Consider the following 18,132-nt stretch of genomic DNA (forward strand, 5'->3'; position numbering starts at 1 on the left):
GGCCCCCCTCACGGGGAGCCCGGCCTCTCGGGCGTTCAAGGGGTGGGTCAGGCGCCGACCAGCTGCTCGCTCGGGAGTCCGTTGGGCAGCTCGACGTGGGCGCCGAGGTCGCGCAGCTTGTCCATGAAGTTCTCGTAGCCGCGGTTGATCAGGTCGATGCCGTGCACGGTCGAGGTGCCCTCGGCCGCCAGCGCCGCGATCAGGTACGAGAAGCCGCCGCGCAGGTCCGGGATGACCAGCTCGGAGCCCATCAGCTTGGACGGCCCGGAGACCACCGCGGAGTGCAGGAAGTTGCGGGCGCCGAAGCGGCACGGGGTGGCGCCCAGGCACTCGCGGTAGAGCTGGATGTGGGCACCCATCTGGTTCAACGCGCCGGTGAATCCGAGCCGCGACTCGTACACCGTCTCGTGGACGATGGACAGGCCGGCCGCCTGGGTCAGCGCGACCACCAGCGGCTGCTGCCAGTCGGTCTGGAAGCCCGGGTGCACGTCGGTCTCCAGGGCGATCGCCTTGAGCTCGCCGCCCGGGTGCCAGAACCGGATGCCCTCGTCGTCCACCTCGAAGGCGCCGCCGACCTTCCGGAAGGTGTTGAGGAAGGTCATCATCTCCAGCTGGCGGGCGCCGCGGACGTAGATGTCGCCCTTGGTGGCCAGGGCCGCGCAGGCCCAGGAGGCGGACTCCAGGCGGTCCGGCAGCGCGCGGTGGTTGTAGCCGTTCAGCTCGTCGACGCCGGTGATCAGGATGGTGCGGTCGGTGCCCATCGAGATGATCGAGCCCATCTTCTGCAGCACGCAGATCAGGTCGACGATCTCCGGCTCGATGGCGGCGTTGCGCAGCTCGGTGACGCCCTCGGCGAGGACGGCGGTGAGCAGCACCTGCTCGGTGGCGCCGACCGACGGGTAGGGCAGCTCGATCCGGGTGCCGCGCAGCCGCTGCTGGGCCACCAGGTAGGTGCCCTGCGGGTGCTTCTCGATGGTCGCGCCGAACTGGCGGAGCACCTCGAAGTGGAAGTCGACCGGCCGGCCGCCGATGTCGCAGCCGCCGAGGCCCGGGATGAAGGCGTGGCCCAGCCGGTGCAGCAGCGGGCCGCAGAAGAGGATCGGGATCCGCGAGGAGCCCGCGTGCGCGTCGATGTCGGCGACGTTGGCGCTCTCCACGTGGGACGGGTCGAGGATCAGCTCACCCTCTTCGTCGCCGGTGCGCACGGTGACCCCGTGCAGCTGGAGCAGACCGCGGACCACCTTGACGTCGCGGATGTCCGGGACGTTGCGCAGTCTGCTGGGTCCCTGGCCGAGCAGGGCGGCGACCATGGCCTTGGGGACCAGGTTCTTCGCACCGCGGACGCGGATCTCGCCTTCGAGCGGGTTTCCGCCGTGGACCAGCAGGACGTCGTCGGTCATCGTTCTCGCAATCCGGGGTGCCAGAGGAGTGGGTGGGGCTCTGCGAGGAGCCGTGCGGTGGACCGTTTCACGGACGAGTCGGGCCCCCGGCGTGACCGAGTCGGCACCGTGGAGGGGCGTCCACCATCAGTAGATGGTAGTGGTCGCGCCGACGGTTCCCGTGAGCCTCTCCCGTGATGGTGCTCTCCCCGGGCCGCGGGCCGCGCGCCGGTACGCCCGTACGGGTGTTCGCCGCGTGTTCGCCGGGTGTCGACCGGGTGTCGGCCCGGCGGACCGCCGCGTGCCCTGCGGGTCCTCGGCCGGTCCCCGGTTTCGGGTGTCCGCCCCCGGGGGTCTGCGGGATCATGTGAGGCATGACGGCGGCCCATTCGCACGGAGGCCGGTCCCACACCGGCCGCTTGCTCGTCGCGACGCCCGTGCTCACCGATCCGAACTTCGCCCGGGCAGTGGTGCTCCTCCTCGACCACGACGTCGAGGGGGCGCTCGGTGTGGTCCTCAACCGGCCGACGCCGATCGAGGTGGGCAGCGTGCTGGACGGCTGGGGCGTGCTGGTGGGGCAGCCGGCCGTGGTGTTCCAGGGCGGACCGGTGGCGCTGGACTCGGCGCTCGGGCTGGCCGTGGCGCCGGGGGAGCCGGGCACCGGCGAACCGCTCGGCTGGCGGAGGGTGCACGGCGCGATCGGCCTGGTCGACCTGGAGGCGCCGCCCGAGGTGCTGGCCGGCGAGCTCGGGGCGCTGCGGATCTTCGCCGGGTACGCGGGCTGGGCGCCCGGGCAGCTGGAGTCCGAGGTCACCAGCGGCGCCTGGTACCTGGTGGACTGCGAGCCGGGGGACATCTCCAGCCCGGAGCCGGAACGGCTCTGGCGCGCGGTGCTGCGCCGCCAGCGCGGCCCGATGGCGCTGCTCGCGACGTACCCCGACGACCCCACTCTGAACTGACCGGAGCGGCTCCCGTCGCGACACTGGCCCGGTTTTGCGGGGCGCCCATAGACTTGGCACCTATGAGCACTCTTGAGCCCGAGCGCGGCCTCGGCACCGGCACCCTGGTCGAGCCCGTCCCGCAGGTGTCCAACGGGGACGGCGACCACGAGCGCTTCGCCCACTACGTCCAGAAGGACAAGATCATGGAGAGCGCGCTCTCCGGGTCCCCCGTGGTGGCGCTGTGCGGCAAGGTGTGGGTGCCCGGGCGCGACCCGAAGAAGTACCCGGTGTGTCCGATGTGCAAGGAGATCTACGACGGCATCGGCAAGCCGCAGGGCGGCGACGACAAGTAGCGGCCCGCCCCGCATGTGAGGTCTGGACCATTTTGCAAACTGGTCTATGCCCGTGGCCGGGCCGGGGGCAGGATGGCGGAATGGACCTCATTCCCGCCCCCTTGAGCTCCGTCCGCCTCCCGGACCAGGACTTCTCCCTCGACCAGACCACCACCCTGACCGCGCCGCCGGCGCTGGCCGGGGCCGAACGGTGGCTGCGCTCCTCACTGGCCGCCGCCACCGGCCTTCCGCTGGCCCCGGGCCGGCCCGGGGAGGGAGTCGAACTGGTCCTCGACGAGACGCTGGCCGGCGAGGCGTACCGGCTCTCGGTGCGCCCCGGCCACGCCGTGATCACCGCCGGCGGGCCGGCCGGCGCGCTCTGGGGCGCCCAGACGCTGCGCCGGCTGCTCGGCCCGGACGCCTACCGGCGCGCTCCGCTGCGCTCCGCCGGCTGGGTGCTGCCCGGCACCGACATCGAGGACGCGCCGCGGTTCGGCTGGCGCGGCGTCCTGCTGGACGTCGCCCGGCACTTCCTGCCCAAGTCCGACGTGCTCCGCTTCGTGGACCAGCTCTCCGCGCACAAGCTCAACGTGCTGCACCTGCACCTGACCGACGACCAGGGCTGGCGGGTGGAGATCAAGCGCTACCCGCGGCTCACCGAGCTGGCCTCCTGGCGCGAGCGCTCGATGGTCGGCTTCCGGGCCGGCGAGCGCCGTGACGACCGCCCGCACGGCGGCTTCTACACCCAGGACGACCTCCGCGAGATCGTCGCCTACGCCGCCGAACGGGGCGTCACCGTCGTCCCGGAGATCGACCTGCCGGGCCACACCCAGGCCGTCGTGGTCGCCTACCCCGAGCTGGGCAACACCGACGTGGTGGACACCGCGGCGCTCGGGGTCTGGACCGACTGGGGCGTCAGCCAGAACGTGCTCAACCCCTCCGAGGCCACCCTCCGGTTCTTCGAGGGGGTGCTGGAGGAGGTCCTGGAGCTCTTCCCGTCCGAGTTCGTCCACCTCGGCGGCGACGAGTGCCCCAAGGAGCAGTGGAAGGAGAGCGCCGCCGCGCAGGCGCGGATCCGCGAACTCGGCCTGGCCAACGAGGACGAGCTGCAGAGCCACATCATCCGGCACTTCGACGGCTGGCTCGCCGAGCGGGGCCGCCGGCTGATCGGCTGGGACGAGATCCTGGAGGGCGGACTGGCGCCCGGCGCCGCGGTCTCCTCCTGGCGCGGCTACGGCGGCGGGATCGCCGCCGCCGAGGCCGGGCACGACGTGGTGATGTGTCCCGAGCAGCACGTCTACCTGGACCACCGGCAGGCTTCGGGGGAGGACGAGCCGATCCCGGTCGGCTTCGTCCGGACCCTGGAGGACGTCTACCGCTTCGAGCCGGTGCCGGCGCAGCTCGACGAGGTGGCGGCCCGGCGGGTGATCGGCACCCAGGCCAACCTGTGGAGCGAGTTCATGGACAGCGCCCGGGACATCGACTACCGGGCCTTCCCCCGGCTCGCGGCCTTCGCCGAGGTCGCCTGGTCCGCGCTGCCGGCCGATCCCGCGGAGCGCGACTTCGCCGGCTTCGAGCAGCGGATGGAGGCCCACCGGGAGGTGCTGGACGCGCTCGGCGTCGAGTACCGGCCGGCCGGCGGTCCGCACCCCTGGCAGAAGTGGCCCGGAGTGCTGGGACGGCCGATCGAGGGCCTTCCGCCGCTGGTCTGACGGGGCGGCCCGGACGTGGGGTCCCGCAGCCGGCGGGACCCCGCGGGCGGGCGCGGCGCGCGGGGCTTGCCGGGCGGGTGTGGCGGGCGGGAACTTCTGAGCGGTCGTCGGACGTCAAGAAGAGATGAACATCCACTCCGGTTCGTATCGAACCGGAGCAGATACCGCCCGGTATCGGTCCCAATCGGGCAGTACCGTTCGCCCGACCCGAAATGATCATCGAGCATTGTGTGCCAGAGTTGCCCAACCCGGCCCGATCGCCCGTACCCTACGGGCCAGGCCGGACTGCCGCAGCGGACACCCCGGCCGAGGGCCGCGGGCGGCAGGCGATCGATGAGCAAGTGGAGCACGGTGGGACCCAGGTGAACCGGACGATCATGCTGCCGGCCTCCCTCGACGAGGCCGTAGAAGCGCTGGCCTCCCACCCGGCCGCGGTGCCGGTGGCCGGCGCCACCGACCTGATGGAGGCCGTCAACGCCGGGCGGCTGCGCCCCGCCGCCCTGGTCGGCCTGGGCCGGATCACCGAACTCCGCGGCTGGCGCTACGAGGACGGCGGTACCGCCGTCCTGGGGGCCGGGCTCACCCACGCACGGATGGACCGCCCCGACTTCGCGGCGCTGATCCCCGCGCTCGCCGACGCCGCCCGCACCGCCGGACCACCGCAGGTCCGCAACGTCGGCACCCTCGGCGGCAACATCGCCACCGCCGCCCCGGCCGGCGACACCCTCCCGGTGCTCGCCGCGCTGGAGGCCAGCGTCACCCTCGCCCGGGCCGGCGCCACCCGCGAGGTCCCGGTCAGCCACCTGCTCACCGGCCTCGACCCGGTGCGCCCCGGCGAACTGCTCACCTGGGTGCGCGTCCCGCTGCTGCACGCCCCGCAGGTCTTCCTCAAGGCCACCGGCCGCAGCGGCCCGGCCCGCGCCACCGCCTCGGTCGCCCTCGTCCTCGACCCCGCCCGGCGCGCCGTCCGCTGCGCCGTCGGCGCCGTCGCCCCGGTGCCGCTGCGACCGCTGGAGGCCGAGGCCTGGGTCGCCGGCTGCATCGACTGGGACGGTTCGCGGGAGATCGACCCCGCCGCGACGGCCGCCTTCGGCGAGTACGTGGCCGCCGCCTGCGTGCCCGACAGCTACGGCGCCGAGGGCTCCTGGGAGGCCGTCACCGAGGGGCCGAGCGCGGCCGCGGTGCGGCTGCGGCGTACCGTATCGGTGCTGGCCCGCCGGGCACTGGGAAGGGCGCTCAAGTGACCACAGACCACCCCATCGAGACCCTCGACGCGAGCCCCCTGGACCACGCGCCGCAGGTCAGCCGCGAGCTGCGCCCCTGCACCTCGTACACCCTGCGGGTCAACGGCTTCGAACGGCCCGTCACCGACGCCTGGATCGGCGAGAGCCTGCTCTACGTGCTGCGCGAGCGGCTCGGCCTGGCCGGTGCCAAGGACGGCTGCGAGCAGGGCGAGTGCGGAGCCTGCTCGGTCCAGGTGGACGGGCAGCTGGTGGCCGGCTGCCTGGTGCCCGCCGCGCTGGCCCAGGACAGCGAGATCAACACCGTCGAGGGGCTGTCCGCCGCCGGCGGCGCCAGCGACGTCCAGCAGGCCCTGGCCGAGTCCGGCGCGGTGCAGTGCGGCTACTGCACGCCCGGCCTGGCGATGGCCGTGCACGACCTGCTCCAGCGCAACCACCGGCCCACCGAGGTCGAGGCGCGTCAGGCGCTCTGCGGAAACCTCTGCCGCTGCACCGGGTACCGGGGCGTGCTGGCCGCCGTGCAGACCGTCGCCGACGCGCGCGCCTCGGACGGCGAACCGGCGGAGGGGACGGCGCCCGCCGCGGAGGCCGCACCCGCCGCCGCGCCCGCCCCGACGGCCGCGGAGCCGGCCCCCGGACCGCCCGCAGCCGCGCCCGTCGCCGCGACGGCCGCCGGCGACCTGCCCGTGTACACCGACGACGTCTGGATCGAGCACGTCCCGCAGCCGCCGGCCGAGGAGACCCCGACCACCGCCGGGACCGGCGTCGGCGTCGGCATGCAGTACGGCGTCCCCGACGGCCAGGGCGGCTACGACACCGGCGTGTACGACACCACCGTGCTCGCCCCGATCCGCGACGTCCCCGCCCCGCCCGCCGGCGACGGCACCGGCTACTACCCGGCCCCGGGCTACCCCGAGCAGCCCTACCCGGGCACCACCCCCGCCCACGGCACCTACCTGCCCGGACCCGGCGGCTACCCCGAGGCGGGCGGCTACCCGCAGCAGCCCGGCTACGACAACGCCTCGCCGTACGACGGCCCGGTGTACGAGACCGCTCCGGTGCACGGCACCCCGGCCCACGGCACCCCGCTCCCGGGCTACGACGGCCAGGGCTTCCCGAACCCGGGCTACGACGGCACCCCCGCGCACGGCACGCCGTACGTCCCCGCGCCCCCGCACGGTGCCCCGGCCGAGGGCGCCGCCCCCGCCGGCGTCCCGTACGGCGCCACCCCCGCCCACGGCATCCGGCTCCCCGAGGACGACCACGCATCATGACGTCGCCTACCGACATCGGCGCAGCACCCCAGCAGGACGGCGACCAGGGCGGTGCGGCGGAGCCGTTCGGCCTGGGCAGTTCCCCGCTGCGCAGCGACGCCCTGCCGAAGGCGCTCGGCATCTACCCGTACGCCGCGGACCTCTGGGCCGAGGGCCTGCTCTGGGGTGCGGTCCTGCGCTCGCCGCATCCGCACGCCCGGATCCGCGGCATCGACACCTCGGCCGCGCTCGCGCTGCCCGGCGTGCACGCCGTGGTCACCGCCGCCGACCTGCCCGCCGGGCCGGACGGCAGCCCCGACGGCGCCCCGGCCGGGCCGATCGTCGCCGACCGCCCGGTGCTGGCCGCCGGGGTGGTCCGCCACCACGGCGAGCCGGTCGCCGCCGTCGCGGCCGACCACCCCGACACCGCTCGGCTCGCGGTCGGCCTGATCGCCGTCGACTACGAGCCGATGGACGCCGTCACCGACCCCGAGCAGTCCTTCACCGCCCCGCCGCTGCACCCGGACGGCAACCTCTTCCGCCACCTGCCGCTGCGCACCGGCGACCCGGAGGCGGTCGGCGAGGTCGTGGTCGAGGGCCTGTACCAGGTCGGCCGGCAGGACCCGGCGCCGCTCGGCGCGGAGGCCGGCCTGGCCGTGCCGCGTCCGGACGGCGGCGTCGAGCTGCACCTGTCCTCCACCGATCCGCACGGCGACCGCGACCGGACCGCCGCCTGCCTCGGCCTGGAGCCGGACCGGGTCCGGCTGGTGGTGACGGGCGTGCCCGGCGCCACCTCCGACCGCGAGGACCTCTCCTTCCAGGTCACCATGGCGCTGCTGGCGCTGCGCACCGGCCGCCCGGTGAAGATGACGCTCACCCGCGAGGAGTCCTTCCACACCCACACCTCGCGCCACCCGGCCCTGCTGCGCTACCGCCACCACGCCGACGCCGAGGGCCGGCTGGTCAAGGTCGAGGCGCAGATCCTGCTGGACGGCGGCGCCTACGCGGACGTCTCCGCCGAGGCGCTGGCCGCCGCCGCCGCCTTCTCGGTGGGCCCGTACAACTGCCCCAACGTCTTCGTGGACGCCTGGGCGGTGCGCACCAACAACCCGCCGGCCGGCCGGATGCGCGGCGAGGGCGCGCTCCAGACCTGCTTCGCCTACGAGTCGCAGCTGGACCAGCTGGCCGCCCGGATCGGCGTCGACCTGGTGGAGATCCGCCGCCGCAACGTGATGGCCACCGGTGATCCGCTGCCCACCGGACAGGCCGTCACCTGCCCGGCCCCGGTGAGCGCGCTGCTGGAGGCGGTCGCCGAGGAGCCGCTGCCGGCCCTGCCGGTGGACGACCCGGACGCCGAGTGGCTGCTGCCGGGCGGGCCCGGCGGCGCCGGCGACCCGGCGGCGGTGCGGCGCGGGATCGGCTACGCGCTGGGCATGGTGCACATGCTGGGCGCCGAGGGCGAGGACGAGGTCTCCACCGCGACCGTCCGGGTCAGCGGCGACCACGCGACGGTGATCTGCGCGGCGGTCGACGCGGGCCACGGCTTCGCGACGCTGGCCCGGCAGATCGTCCAGACGGTGCTCGGCGTGAGCGAGGTCTACATCGCGCCGGCCGACAGCGACCAGTCGGTGGCCGGGCCGTCCGCCCGTGGCCGGCACACCTGGGTCTCCGGCGGCGCGGTCGAGCGGGCCGCGCTGATGGTCCGCCACCAGCTGCTCCAGCCGATCGCCGCCAACTTCGGCATGTCGGTGGAGCTGCTGCAGATCGCCGACGGCAAGATCACCTCGTACGACGGGGTGCTCGGCATGCCGGTCGCGGAGGCGCTGGAGGGCAAGGAGCTCTGGGCCACGGCGCAGTGCCGCCCGCACCCGACCGAGCCCCTGAACGAGGCCGGCCAGGGCGACGCCTTCGTGTCGATCGCGTTCTGCGCGATGCGCGCGGTGGTGGACGTGGACATCGAGCTCGGCGCCGTCCGGGTGGTCGAGATGACCGTCGCCCAGGACGTCGGCCGGGCGCTGAACCCGCGCCAGATCGAGGACCGGATCGAGGCGGGCGTCGCCCAGGGCGTCGGCCTGGCGCTGCTGGAGGAGCTGCGGACCGAGGGGGGCCTGCTGCTCAACCCCTCGCTGACCGGCTACCGGCTGCCGACCGCGCTGGACACCCCGGAGATCCGGATCGCCGCACTGCTGGAGGAGCGTGACGTGGTCGCCTCGTTCGGTGCCAAGGCGGTCAGTGCCGTCCCCGCCGTGACGGCCCCGGCGGCGGTGGCCGCCGCCGTCCGCGCGGCCACCGGGCTGCCGGTCGGCCGGCTGCCGATCCGGCCCGAGGACGCCGTCACCGGCTGAGCCCCGGGGGCGGCGGAACCGGCTTCCGGGTCCGCCGCCCGGGCTCCCGGAGCCCGGGACGGCCAACGGGACCGCGAACGGGGAATGCTCGGGGCACGGTCGGGGCGCGGTCGGGGCACGACGGGAAATTCGTCGGAAAATCGGCCCGGGAAAGCCGTGAAAAAGCACGAAGAATTGCCGGTCGGCCTATCGGGCGCCGACCGGCAATTCTTTTCGCGGAGGCCATGACGGGAATCGAACCCGTGTAAACCGCTTTGCAGGCGGTTCCCTAAACCACTCGGGCACACGGCCGTGGGGTGAGACTGGACTGCGGCGGCGATCAGGCGCGGCGGCAGCAGCGACAGGCGCGACAACACCGGGGAGCGGCGGCGCAGGTGCGGGGCGCGGAGGCCACCGTCTTCCTGTCCATGTCCGACTCCTTGTCGTCGTTCGCCGTGTTGGTGAATTCAGTTTGGCGGAATGAGCAGTGGAACGTCAATATCCATTTGTAAATTCTGTGTGGCGGGGTGTGCTACGGTCGAAGACAGGTGGCCCCTTCCGGCCGCCCCGGACGAGCGCGTCGTACCCGGTGACGACAAGACGGCGCAGCACAGCGGCAACCCGGCCGCTGCTGACTGCGGAGGTACGACCGTCATGGCTTGGCTCGTTCTGATCGTTTCCGGCGTCCTGGAGACCGTGTGGGCGGTCGCCCTGGAGTCGTCGAAGGGCTTCTCCCGGCTGGTTCCGACCGTCGTCTTCGGGGTGGCGCTGGCGCTGTCCATGGGCGGACTGGCGTACGCGATGCGCTCGATCCCGATCGGTACCGGCTACGCGGTCTGGGTCGGTATCGGCGCGGTGGGGACGGCCGTGTACGGGATGGCCGTGCTGGGCGACGCGGTGACCGCGGCGCGGATCGGCTGCCTGCTCCTGATCGTCTCCGGCGTGGTGGGCCTCAAGGTGCTGCACTGAGTCGCCGGCCCGCGCATCGACAAGGGCCTCGGTCAGGACGTCGGTCCTAGGACCGACGGCGGAGGCGGGTGGCGACCACGGTCAGGTATCAACGGGGCGTACGGGGCTTACGGTAGTACGTATGACCACAGCCTCCCCCACCTCGGTCGACCCTGACCACGTCCCGATACCGACCGACCCCGGTGGAGGGGTCCTCGGCAGCCGCTACCGTGCGCTCACCCTCGGCATCGTGTCGGTGGTGCTGCTGCTGGCCTTCGAGGCGACGGCGGTCAACACCGCGATGCCGGTGGCCGCCCGTGAGCTGGACGGGATCGGGCTGTACGCCTTCGCGTTCTCCGGTTACTTCACCACGACGCTGTTCGCGCTGGTCGTCTCCGGCCAGTGGTGCGACCGGCGGGGACCGCTCCAGCCGCTCTTCACCGGCATCGCGGTGTTCGGCGCGGGCCTGGTGGTGGCCGGTGCGGCGCCCGGGATGTGGATCTTCGTGGGGGGCCGGGCGGTCCAGGGCCTGGGCGGCGGGCTGGTGATCGTCGCGCTGTACGTGGTGGTCGGCCGGGCCTACCCGGAGCGGCTGCGGCCGGCGGTGTTCGCGGCCTTCTCGTCGGCCTGGGTGCTGCCCTCGATCATCGGTCCGGTGGTCTCCGGGGCCGTCACCCAGCACCTCGGCTGGCGCTGGGTCTTCCTGGCCGTGCCGGCGCTGATCCTGCTGCCGCTGGCGGTGATGGGTCCGGCGCTGCGCCGGTCGGAGCGGGAACAGCCGCTGCCGAAGGGCGCCGCGTTCGACCGGCGCCGGACGGTGCTGGCCGCGATGGCCGCGCTCGGCGCGGCCCTGCTGCAGTACGCGGGCCAGCGGCTGGACCTGCTCGGCCTGCTGCCGGCGGCGGCCGGAGCGGCGCTGCTGCTCCCGGCCGTGCTGGGGCTGCTGCCGACCGGGACGCTGCGGGCCGGGCGCGGGCTGCCGACGGTGATCCTGCTGCGCGGGGTGGCCGCCGGGGCGTTCTTCGCGGCCGAGGCGTTCATCCCGCTGATGATGGTGACCGAGCGGGACCTCTCGCCGACCCTGGCCGGGCTCACCCTGACCAGCGGCGGGCTCTCCTGGGCGCTGGGCTCCTGGCTCCAGGGCCGGCCCCGGGCCGAGCGGTACCGCGAGGCGATGATCCGGGGCGGGTTCGTGCTGACCGCGGTGGCGATCGCGGGGGCCGCGCTGGTGCTGGTCCCGGAGGTGCCGGTCTGGGTGGCGGCGGTCGCCTGGGGCGTCGGCGGGATCGGCATGGGGCTGACGGTGGCGAGTGTCAGCGTGCTGATGATGAAGCTGTCGGCGCCGCAGGACGCCGGGGCCAACTCGGCCTCGCTGCAGATGAGCGACGCCCTCGGCAACGTGCTGCTGGTGGGGCTGTCCGGGGTGCTGTTCTCGGCGCTGGGCGGCGGCTCGGTGACCGCCGCCCACGACGGGGCCGGGGGGACCGGGACGACCACCGCGTTCGCGGTGATCTTCCTGGTCATGACCGGGGTGGCGCTGCTCGGCGCGCTCGTCTCCGGCCGGGTCCGGAAGGCCGACCCGGTCCGGATCTGACGTGCCGCCCGGCCCGGTCCGGAGGGGCCGGTTCAGCCGACGGCGGCCGGTGCCGGGGCGGGGGCCGGGGCGGGGGAGCCGAGGAAGGTCTCCCAGCCGCCGGCCGGGGCCTGGCCGACGGCGAGGCTCTGCAGCTTGCGCAGCACCGCCGGGTCCTGCGCGTCCAGCCAGTCGACCAGCTGCCGGAACGAGACCAGCCGGACCTCCGGGCGGCCGGCGATCGCCTTGAGCACGTCCTCGACGGCGTTCATGTAGATGCCGCCGTTCCACTCCTCGAAGTGGTTGCCGATGACGAACGGCGCCCGGTTGGTGGTGTACGCCCGCTCGAACCCCATCAGGTAGGCGTCCCGGGCCTGGGTCTGGTACCCGGGGTGGAGCGCCGGGTCGGCCTTGGTGTTGCTGCCGCACTGGTTGAACATGATGTTGTAGTCCATCGAGAGCACCTGGAAGGTGTGCCCGGGGAAGGGGATGGACTGCAGGGGGAGGTCCCAGAGCGCGCCGCCCTGGATCTTCTGGGGCCAGATCTGCGTCCCGTTGCCGCTGCTGTCGTAGCGCCATCCGCGCTTGACGGCGGTGGGCAGCAGGTTGCGCTGGCCCTCCAGGCAGGGGGTGCGGCTGCCGATCAGCTCCTTGCGGTAGTCGAAGGGCAGCGCCGGCAGGTCGGTGAAGCCGGTGGTGGTCCGCCAGTTGGTGACGAAGTCCATCGCCTGCTGGATCTCGTGGTCCCACTCCTCCGGCGACCACTGGCCGACGCCGGTGGCGCCGCAGAAGTGGCCGTTGAAGTGGGTGCCGATCTCGTGGCCCTCCAGCCAGGCGCCGTGCAGGTTCTCCAGCGTGTCGTGGATGTGCTGGTCGCTCAGGTAGCCGATGTCGGAGGCGCCGACCTTGTGCTGCGGGGGGCGGTAGAGGTCCTTCTTGGACTCGGGCAGCAGGTACAGGCCGCTGAGGAAGAAGGTCATCGAGGCGTTGTGCTCCGTGGCGAGCCGGCGGAACCGGGCGAACAGCCCGTTGTCGAGCTCGCCGGCGCCGTCCCAGGAGAAGACCACGAACTGGGGCGGGCGCCCGCCGAGCCCGAGCGGTTCGGCGGTGGGCTGGTTCGGCTGCGGGCCGGTGTCGGAGGTGGAGCCGTCGCCGATCACGGTGACCGGTGGCTTCGCGGCCTCGGTCGGGGGCCCGGCCTGGTCGACCCCCGGGGTGGCCGGCAGCGGCTCCGGGGTGCCCGTCAACCCGCCGGCGTCGGTCCGGCCGCAGCCGGCCGCGAGGGCGGCTGCGCCGGCGGCACCCGCGGCCAGCAGGGTGCGGCGGGAGAGAGCGTCCATGGTCACTCCGTTCGTGGGGCGTGCGCGGGGAGGCGGGGCACACCAGGCGGGGCACGGCCGGCGGCACGGCTGTCCGGAGGCGGACAGCGGGCCGGTCAGACAAGTGCGGTGATAGGCCTGTGAACGGGGTCAGCATGGCATGTGATCAAGTTCGGTCGATGGTTCACCACGAACGGTCGGAACTGATCGCCCGAACGATGCAACCAGGACGGTGTTCCTGAGTGTCCGATGAAGAGGTCGTCGCGGTAACCGGCGTCCGCCAGGTGGCGGGCCGGTGTCCTTGTGGTGACATTTCACCCGCTCGGACCAGCTAGGGCCCGCCGGACCCTGCCGAACGGGGGGAGCAAGTACGACCGTCGTATGGATGTGGCATAAGGTCCGATCCGGTTGCATTGCTCTCAGAAAACTTCCAGGAACCGGCAACCGGTTCCTCGTCAGCAGAGGGGAGCGCCGGTGGGCGCCCAGCAGAGCAGGAGCCCGTGGCCAGGCACTCTGGCCGTCGGGGCCGCGCTCGTGCTGGGTGCGTGGCTGCTGAACGACGGCGGTCACGGCGACCTCCCCCCGGCGCCCGGAGCCGGGCAGGCCCTCTCGGGCTTCGCCCCGGTCTCCGTGGTGCCGCCGCTCGGACCCTCGACCCCGACCCGGATCCGGATCCCCTCCGTCCGGCTCGACGCCCCGGTCACCGGCCTCGGCCTCGACCGGGACGGACACCTCCAGACCCCGCCGGAGTCCGACCGCAACCTCGCCGGCTGGTACCGCGGCGGGGCCTCCCCCGGACAGCGGGGCACCGCCATCCTCGCCGGACACGTCGACAACGACAGCGGGCCCGCCGTCTTCTACGACCTGGGCGCGCTCCACCGCGGCGACCGGATCGAGATCCTCCGCGAGGACGGCCGCACCGCCGTCTACCAGCTCTACGCCATCGAAGTGCACGACCGAAAGGACTTCCCGGACGACCGGGTGTACCGCCAGGCCGCCGACGCACAGCTGCGGGTGATCACCTGCGGCGGTGGGTACAGCGAGGACCGCGGCTACCAGGGAAACGTGGTCGCCTACGGTTTCCTGGCCGACACCACGCAGCCGGGAAAGAACGTATGACCTCCGTCTCCCTCGCCCTGACCTGGAACCCGATCGACTGGCCGCTGACCCGCGGCCCGATCCCGTACGCCATCCTGGCGGCCGGCTGGGGTTCCCTGCTCGTCCTCGCCCTGCTGGCGCGCAGCCGTACCTGGTGGCGCCGCCGGCTCCCGGTCGCGCTGCTCACCGCCGCCGCGGCGAGCCTGCTGCTGGACATCGTGGTCGACGGCTGGTGGCACCCCTTCCCCGAGGGGCTGCCCCGGTACATCACCTGGTGGATCGCCGTCGCCCTGCTCGGGTTGAGCCTGGCCGCCTTCCGGATGCCCGGTACGGCGCTGCGGCGCAAGCTCCTGGCGATCGGCGCCGGGTCGCTGGTGCTGCTGATGGCCTCGTCCCAGGTGAACCGGGGCTTCGACCAGTTCCCGACCGGCCGCGTCATGCTCGCGCCCTGGCTCTCCAAGACCCAGGAGCTGACCACGGCCAAGGCCGCCACGACCGTGAGCCCCCCGCCCGGCAAGGTGATGGAGGAGGTCTGGACGGCCCCGCCGGGGCTGCCGGCGAAGGGCACGGTCTCCACCGTCCCGATCCCGGGGACCAAGTCCGGCTTCAAGGCCCGCGACGCGTACGTCTACCTGCCGCCGGCCTACCAGGCCAGCCCCCGACCGCTGCTCCCGGTCGTGGTGCTCGTCTCCGGCCAGCCCGGGACCCCGGGCGACTGGGTGCTGGCCGGCCAGGTCAACGAGGCGCTCGACGCCTTCGCCGCCCAGCACCAGGGCCTGGCACCGATCGTGGTGATGCCCGACCAGCTGGGGTCGACCTGGACCAACACGCTCTGCTTCGACTCCAAGATCGCCAACACGCAGACCTACCTGGCCCAGGACGTGCCCGACTGGGTGCGCGCCAACCTCCAGGCGGCCGAGGGACGGAAGTCCTGGGTGATCGGCGGCGCCTCGATGGGCGGCACCTGCGCGCTCCAGCTCGCCGTCAACGCCCCCGAGGTCTACGGATCGTTCCTGGACATGGCCGGCCAGGACGAGCCCACCCTGGGGACCCGCGCGCAGACCGTCGCGGCGGCCTTCGACGGTGACGAGGCGAAGTTCAACGCCATCGACCCGCTCCAGGTGATGGCCGCCAAGAAGTTCCCGGACACCGCGGCCGCGATCGTGGTCGGCCGCACCGACAACGAGTTCCGTCCGCAGCAGGAGAAGGTGTACAAGGCGGCACTGGATGCGGGGATGAACGCCAAATTCGACCTGATGCCCGGCGGGCACGGCTGGATCATCTTCCGGCCGGGCATCGTCGACCAGTTGCCCTGGATGGCGCAACAGACCGGGCTGATCCGGTGATCCGGCTGGGGGCGGCCTCGGCCCTGTTCGCCGACCGGGGCGAGCCCGCGGTCTCGGCCCAGGGCGTTCCGGTGCAGCCCGCCCGGGCTCCCGGCGTCCGGGGGTCGGACGGCCCGGCACCCGAGCCGTCCGGGCCCAGGACCCCCGCGCCGAAGTCCCCGGCGCCGGACACCCGGCCCGGTCGGCGGCCCGTCCGGGCGGCCGCCGCCCGGATCGTCGCCCGGCTGCGCGCGGCGCCGCTGACCCTCACCCTGCTCGCCGTCCTCTGGGCGGTCGGCGGTGCCTCCGGCAGCCTGGCGCACGGCGCCTCCCGGGGCGTGCTGGCCAAGGCCGGGGTCGGCCTGCCGACCCTGGCCGAGGGCCACTGGTGGGCGCCGGTCACCTCGCTGTTCTGGTGCGCGAGCGCGGGCTCGTACATCTCCACCAGCCTGCTGCTGCTCCTGCTCGGCCCGGTCGCGGAGAGCAGGCTCGGCCGGCCGCGCACGCTCGCCGTCCTGGTCGTCGGGCAGCTGCTGGGCACCCTGCTCGGCAGCGGGCTGAGCGCGGTCGCCGCACGGGCCGACGACCAGTGGGCGGCCGCCGCCGAGCAGACCGCCATCGGACCGGTGACCGGCCTGTTCGCCCTGGCCGGCGTGCTCGGCTACCGGCTGACCGTGCTCTGGCGGCGCCGGCTGCACCTGCTGGTGGTGCTCGTCCCGCTGGTGATGACCCTGTACGTCGGCCACCTGCAGAGCGTCCAGCGGATCTCCGGCGCGCTGATCGGCCTGGCCGCCGGCGCGCTCCTCAGCCGGGGCCGGCCCCACCTGCGCTCGCACCGCTCCTCGCACACCGAGACCCGGGTGCTGGTCGCACTCTGCCTGGTCGCCGCCGCGCTCGGGCCGATGATCGCCTCGCTGTACGACAACGCGGCCGGGCCGTTCAACACCTTCTCCGAGATCTACCTCTCGCACCGCCTCACCCCGGACGAGGTCGCCGAATTCTGCGCCCGCTCGGCCCACGACTGCGCCCGCGCACACGCCGTCGAGCGGATCTTCGACACCCCCGCCCGGCTGATGGCCACGCTGTTCCCGGCCCTGTTGCTGGTGCTCGCCGAGGGCCTGCGCCGCGGTCTGCGGCTCGCCTGGCGGATCACGATCGCCACCGAGCTGCTCTGGACCGCCCTGCTGGTCTGGCTGTTCACCGAGACCGGCACCGGCTCGGGCGACGTCCTCCAGTACTTCGTCGAGGCGCTGCTGCTGCCGCTGATCACCACCGCGCTGCTGCTGGCCACCCGGAAGCGGTTCCCGTTGCGGGTGCCGCGCGCCGTCCTCGGCCGGCTGGCCCTGGTGGTCGGCGGCGCGCTGGCCGTCGCCTCCGCGGCGTACGCGGGCCTGGGCGTGCTGACGGCGGGCCAGTTCGAACCGGGGGCCACCCTCCGCGGACTGGTCGCCGGGCTGCCGGCCCAGTTCCTGCCGCCCGCGTACAACGACCTGATGCCGCACTACCCGATCGCGGTCGGGCCGTTCGCGCGGTTCCTGGAGACGTACTGCGGACTCGCCTTCTGGGCGGTCGCGCTGACCGCGCTGCTGCTGGCCTTCCGGCGGCCGGTGCTGCACGTGGACGCCGAGGACGCCACCCGGGCCCGGGCGCTGCTCACCGAGCACGGCGGCGGGTCGCTCTCCTTCCTCACCACCTGGGACGGCAACCACTACTGGTTCGACGAGGACGGCCGGGCCGCCGTCGCCTACCGGGTGCTGAACACCGTCGCGCTGACCACCGGCGACCCGTTCGGCGCACCGGACGCGCGCCGCCGGGCGGTGGCCGGCTTCGCCCGGTACTGCGACGCCCGGGGCTGGACGCCGTGCTTCTACAGCGTCACCCCGGAGACGCGCTCCGCCGCCGAGCAACTCGGCTGGCGCTCGCTGCAGGTCGCCGAGGACACCGTGGTCGCCCTCCCCGAGCTGGCCTTCACCGGCCGCAAGTGGCAGGACATCAGGACCGCGCTGAACAAGGCCGGCAAGCAGGGCATCACCGCCGAGTGGTGGTCGTACCACGAGGCGCCGATCGCCCTGAAGGAGCAGATCCGGGCCATCTCGGAGGAGTGGGTCTCGGAGAAGGGGCTGCCCGAGATGGGCTTCACCCTTGGCGGGCTGGAGGAGCTGGACGACCCGGCGGTCCGGCTGCTGATCGCCGTCGACCATGACCGCACCGTGCACGGGCTGACCAGCTGGATGCCGGTCTACGAGAACGGCGAGCCGGTCGGCTGGACGCTGGACTTCATGCGCCGGCGCTCCGACGGGTTCCGCGGCGTGACCGAGTTCCTGATCGCCTCCGCCGCGCTCGGCTTCAAGCAGGAGGGCGCGAGCTTCCTCTCGCTCTCCGGCGCACCGCTGGCCCGCTCGGAGAAGGAACCGCCCACCGGGCTGCAGAAGACCCTGGACTGGCTGGGCCGGGTGCTGGAGCCGGTCTACGGCTTCCGCTCGCTGCTCGCGTTCAAGGCGAAGTTCCAGCCGGAGTACCGGCCGATGTACATGGCCTACCCGGACCCGGCGGCGCTGCCCAGCATCACCCGGGCGATCGGCAAGGCGTACCTGCCGCACCTGACGCCGGCGCAGGGCGTCCGGTTGATGCGCAAGCTCTCGTCGTAGCCGGTCGGGACCGGTCGCCCGGAGCGTGACCGGGAAGGG

12 protein-coding genes, 1 tRNA gene, 1 pseudogene and 1 riboswitch are annotated in these 18,132 nt (G+C 73.7%); of the genes and pseudogenes, 11 read left to right on the forward strand and 3 right to left on the reverse strand.

The window, feature by feature from the left end; genetic code table 11:
* Positions 1-47: 47 nt before the first annotated feature.
* Complete coding sequence (murA, locus tag ABZY91_RS02015) at positions 48-1,400, reverse strand: UDP-N-acetylglucosamine 1-carboxyvinyltransferase (protein WP_329883583.1); 1,353 nt, start codon at positions 1,398-1,400, stop codon at positions 48-50.
* A gap of 353 nt (positions 1,401-1,753) precedes the next feature.
* On the opposite strand from murA, the gene ABZY91_RS02020 reads away from it, so the two are divergent.
* From ABZY91_RS02020 to ABZY91_RS02045, 6 genes and pseudogenes are all read left to right on the forward strand, one after another.
* Positions 1,754-2,338, forward strand: a complete 585-nt coding sequence (locus tag ABZY91_RS02020; protein ID WP_329883584.1) for a YqgE/AlgH family protein — start codon at positions 1,754-1,756, stop codon at positions 2,336-2,338.
* Between the two features lie 62 nt (positions 2,339-2,400).
* Positions 2,401-2,673, forward strand: a complete 273-nt coding sequence (locus tag ABZY91_RS02025) for a DUF3039 domain-containing protein (RefSeq protein ID WP_327677380.1) — start codon at positions 2,401-2,403, stop codon at positions 2,671-2,673.
* Positions 2,674-2,753: 80 nt separating this feature from the next.
* Positions 2,754-4,364 (forward strand): beta-N-acetylhexosaminidase, encoded by a 1,611-nt coding sequence (locus ABZY91_RS02030; protein ID WP_355399119.1) that lies wholly within the window; start codon positions 2,754-2,756, stop codon positions 4,362-4,364.
* A gap of 377 nt (positions 4,365-4,741) precedes the next feature.
* Positions 4,742-5,608 (forward strand): FAD binding domain-containing protein, encoded by an 867-nt coding sequence (locus tag ABZY91_RS02035; RefSeq protein ID WP_355399304.1) that lies wholly within the window; start codon positions 4,742-4,744, stop codon positions 5,606-5,608.
* An 83-nt stretch (positions 5,609-5,691) separates the two neighbouring features.
* Positions 5,692-6,147, forward strand: a pseudogene (locus ABZY91_RS02040) ((2Fe-2S)-binding protein); the annotation flags it as partial.
* Positions 6,148-6,875: 728 nt separating this feature from the next.
* A complete protein-coding gene (locus ABZY91_RS02045) occupies positions 6,876-9,203 on the forward strand; it encodes a xanthine dehydrogenase family protein molybdopterin-binding subunit (protein WP_355399121.1) in 2,328 nt (775 codons plus the stop codon).
* A gap of 219 nt (positions 9,204-9,422) precedes the next feature.
* On the opposite strand, the gene ABZY91_RS02050 is transcribed toward ABZY91_RS02045, so the two are convergent.
* Positions 9,423-9,494, reverse strand: a tRNA-Cys gene (locus ABZY91_RS02050).
* Between the two features lie 233 nt (positions 9,495-9,727).
* Positions 9,728-9,792, forward strand: a riboswitch (guanidine-III (ykkC-III) riboswitch).
* 44 nt (positions 9,793-9,836) lie between these two features.
* On the opposite strand from ABZY91_RS02050, the gene ABZY91_RS02055 reads away from it, so the two are divergent.
* Both ABZY91_RS02055 and ABZY91_RS02060 read left to right on the forward strand, forming a co-directional pair.
* Complete coding sequence (locus ABZY91_RS02055) at positions 9,837-10,151, forward strand: SMR family transporter (RefSeq protein WP_329883587.1); 315 nt, start codon at positions 9,837-9,839, stop codon at positions 10,149-10,151.
* A 121-nt stretch (positions 10,152-10,272) separates the two neighbouring features.
* On the forward strand, positions 10,273-11,724 hold the full coding sequence (locus tag ABZY91_RS02060; protein ID WP_329952507.1) for an MFS transporter: 1,452 nt from the start codon (positions 10,273-10,275) through the stop codon (positions 11,722-11,724).
* Positions 11,725-11,756: 32 nt separating this feature from the next.
* Here the strand turns inward: ABZY91_RS02060 and ABZY91_RS02065 are convergent, their stop codons facing one another.
* Complete coding sequence (locus ABZY91_RS02065; RefSeq protein ID WP_355399123.1) at positions 11,757-13,043, reverse strand: hypothetical protein; 1,287 nt, start codon at positions 13,041-13,043, stop codon at positions 11,757-11,759.
* A gap of 453 nt (positions 13,044-13,496) precedes the next feature.
* On the opposite strand from ABZY91_RS02065, the gene ABZY91_RS02070 reads away from it, so the two are divergent.
* The 3 genes from ABZY91_RS02070 to ABZY91_RS02080 are packed head-to-tail and all read left to right on the forward strand — an operon-like array spanning position 13,497 to position 18,093.
* The gene (locus tag ABZY91_RS02070; RefSeq protein WP_355399125.1) at positions 13,497-14,141 is read left to right on the forward strand and encodes a class F sortase; all 645 of its coding nucleotides are present in this window, start codon (positions 13,497-13,499) and stop codon (positions 14,139-14,141) included.
* Positions 14,138-15,466 (forward strand): alpha/beta hydrolase-fold protein, encoded by a 1,329-nt coding sequence (locus tag ABZY91_RS02075; protein WP_355399127.1) that lies wholly within the window; start codon positions 14,138-14,140, stop codon positions 15,464-15,466. The genes ABZY91_RS02070 and ABZY91_RS02075 overlap by 4 nt, the downstream gene beginning before the upstream one ends.
* Positions 15,463-18,093, forward strand: coding sequence for a DUF2156 domain-containing protein (locus ABZY91_RS02080; protein WP_355399129.1), 2,631 nt, complete (start codon positions 15,463-15,465; stop codon positions 18,091-18,093). The genes ABZY91_RS02075 and ABZY91_RS02080 overlap by 4 nt, the downstream gene beginning before the upstream one ends.
* Positions 18,094-18,132: the final 39 nt, after the last annotated feature.

The organism is Kitasatospora sp. NPDC002965, from assembly GCF_040611255.1.
In the GTDB taxonomy this organism is placed as follows: domain Bacteria; phylum Actinomycetota; class Actinomycetes; order Streptomycetales; family Streptomycetaceae; genus Kitasatospora.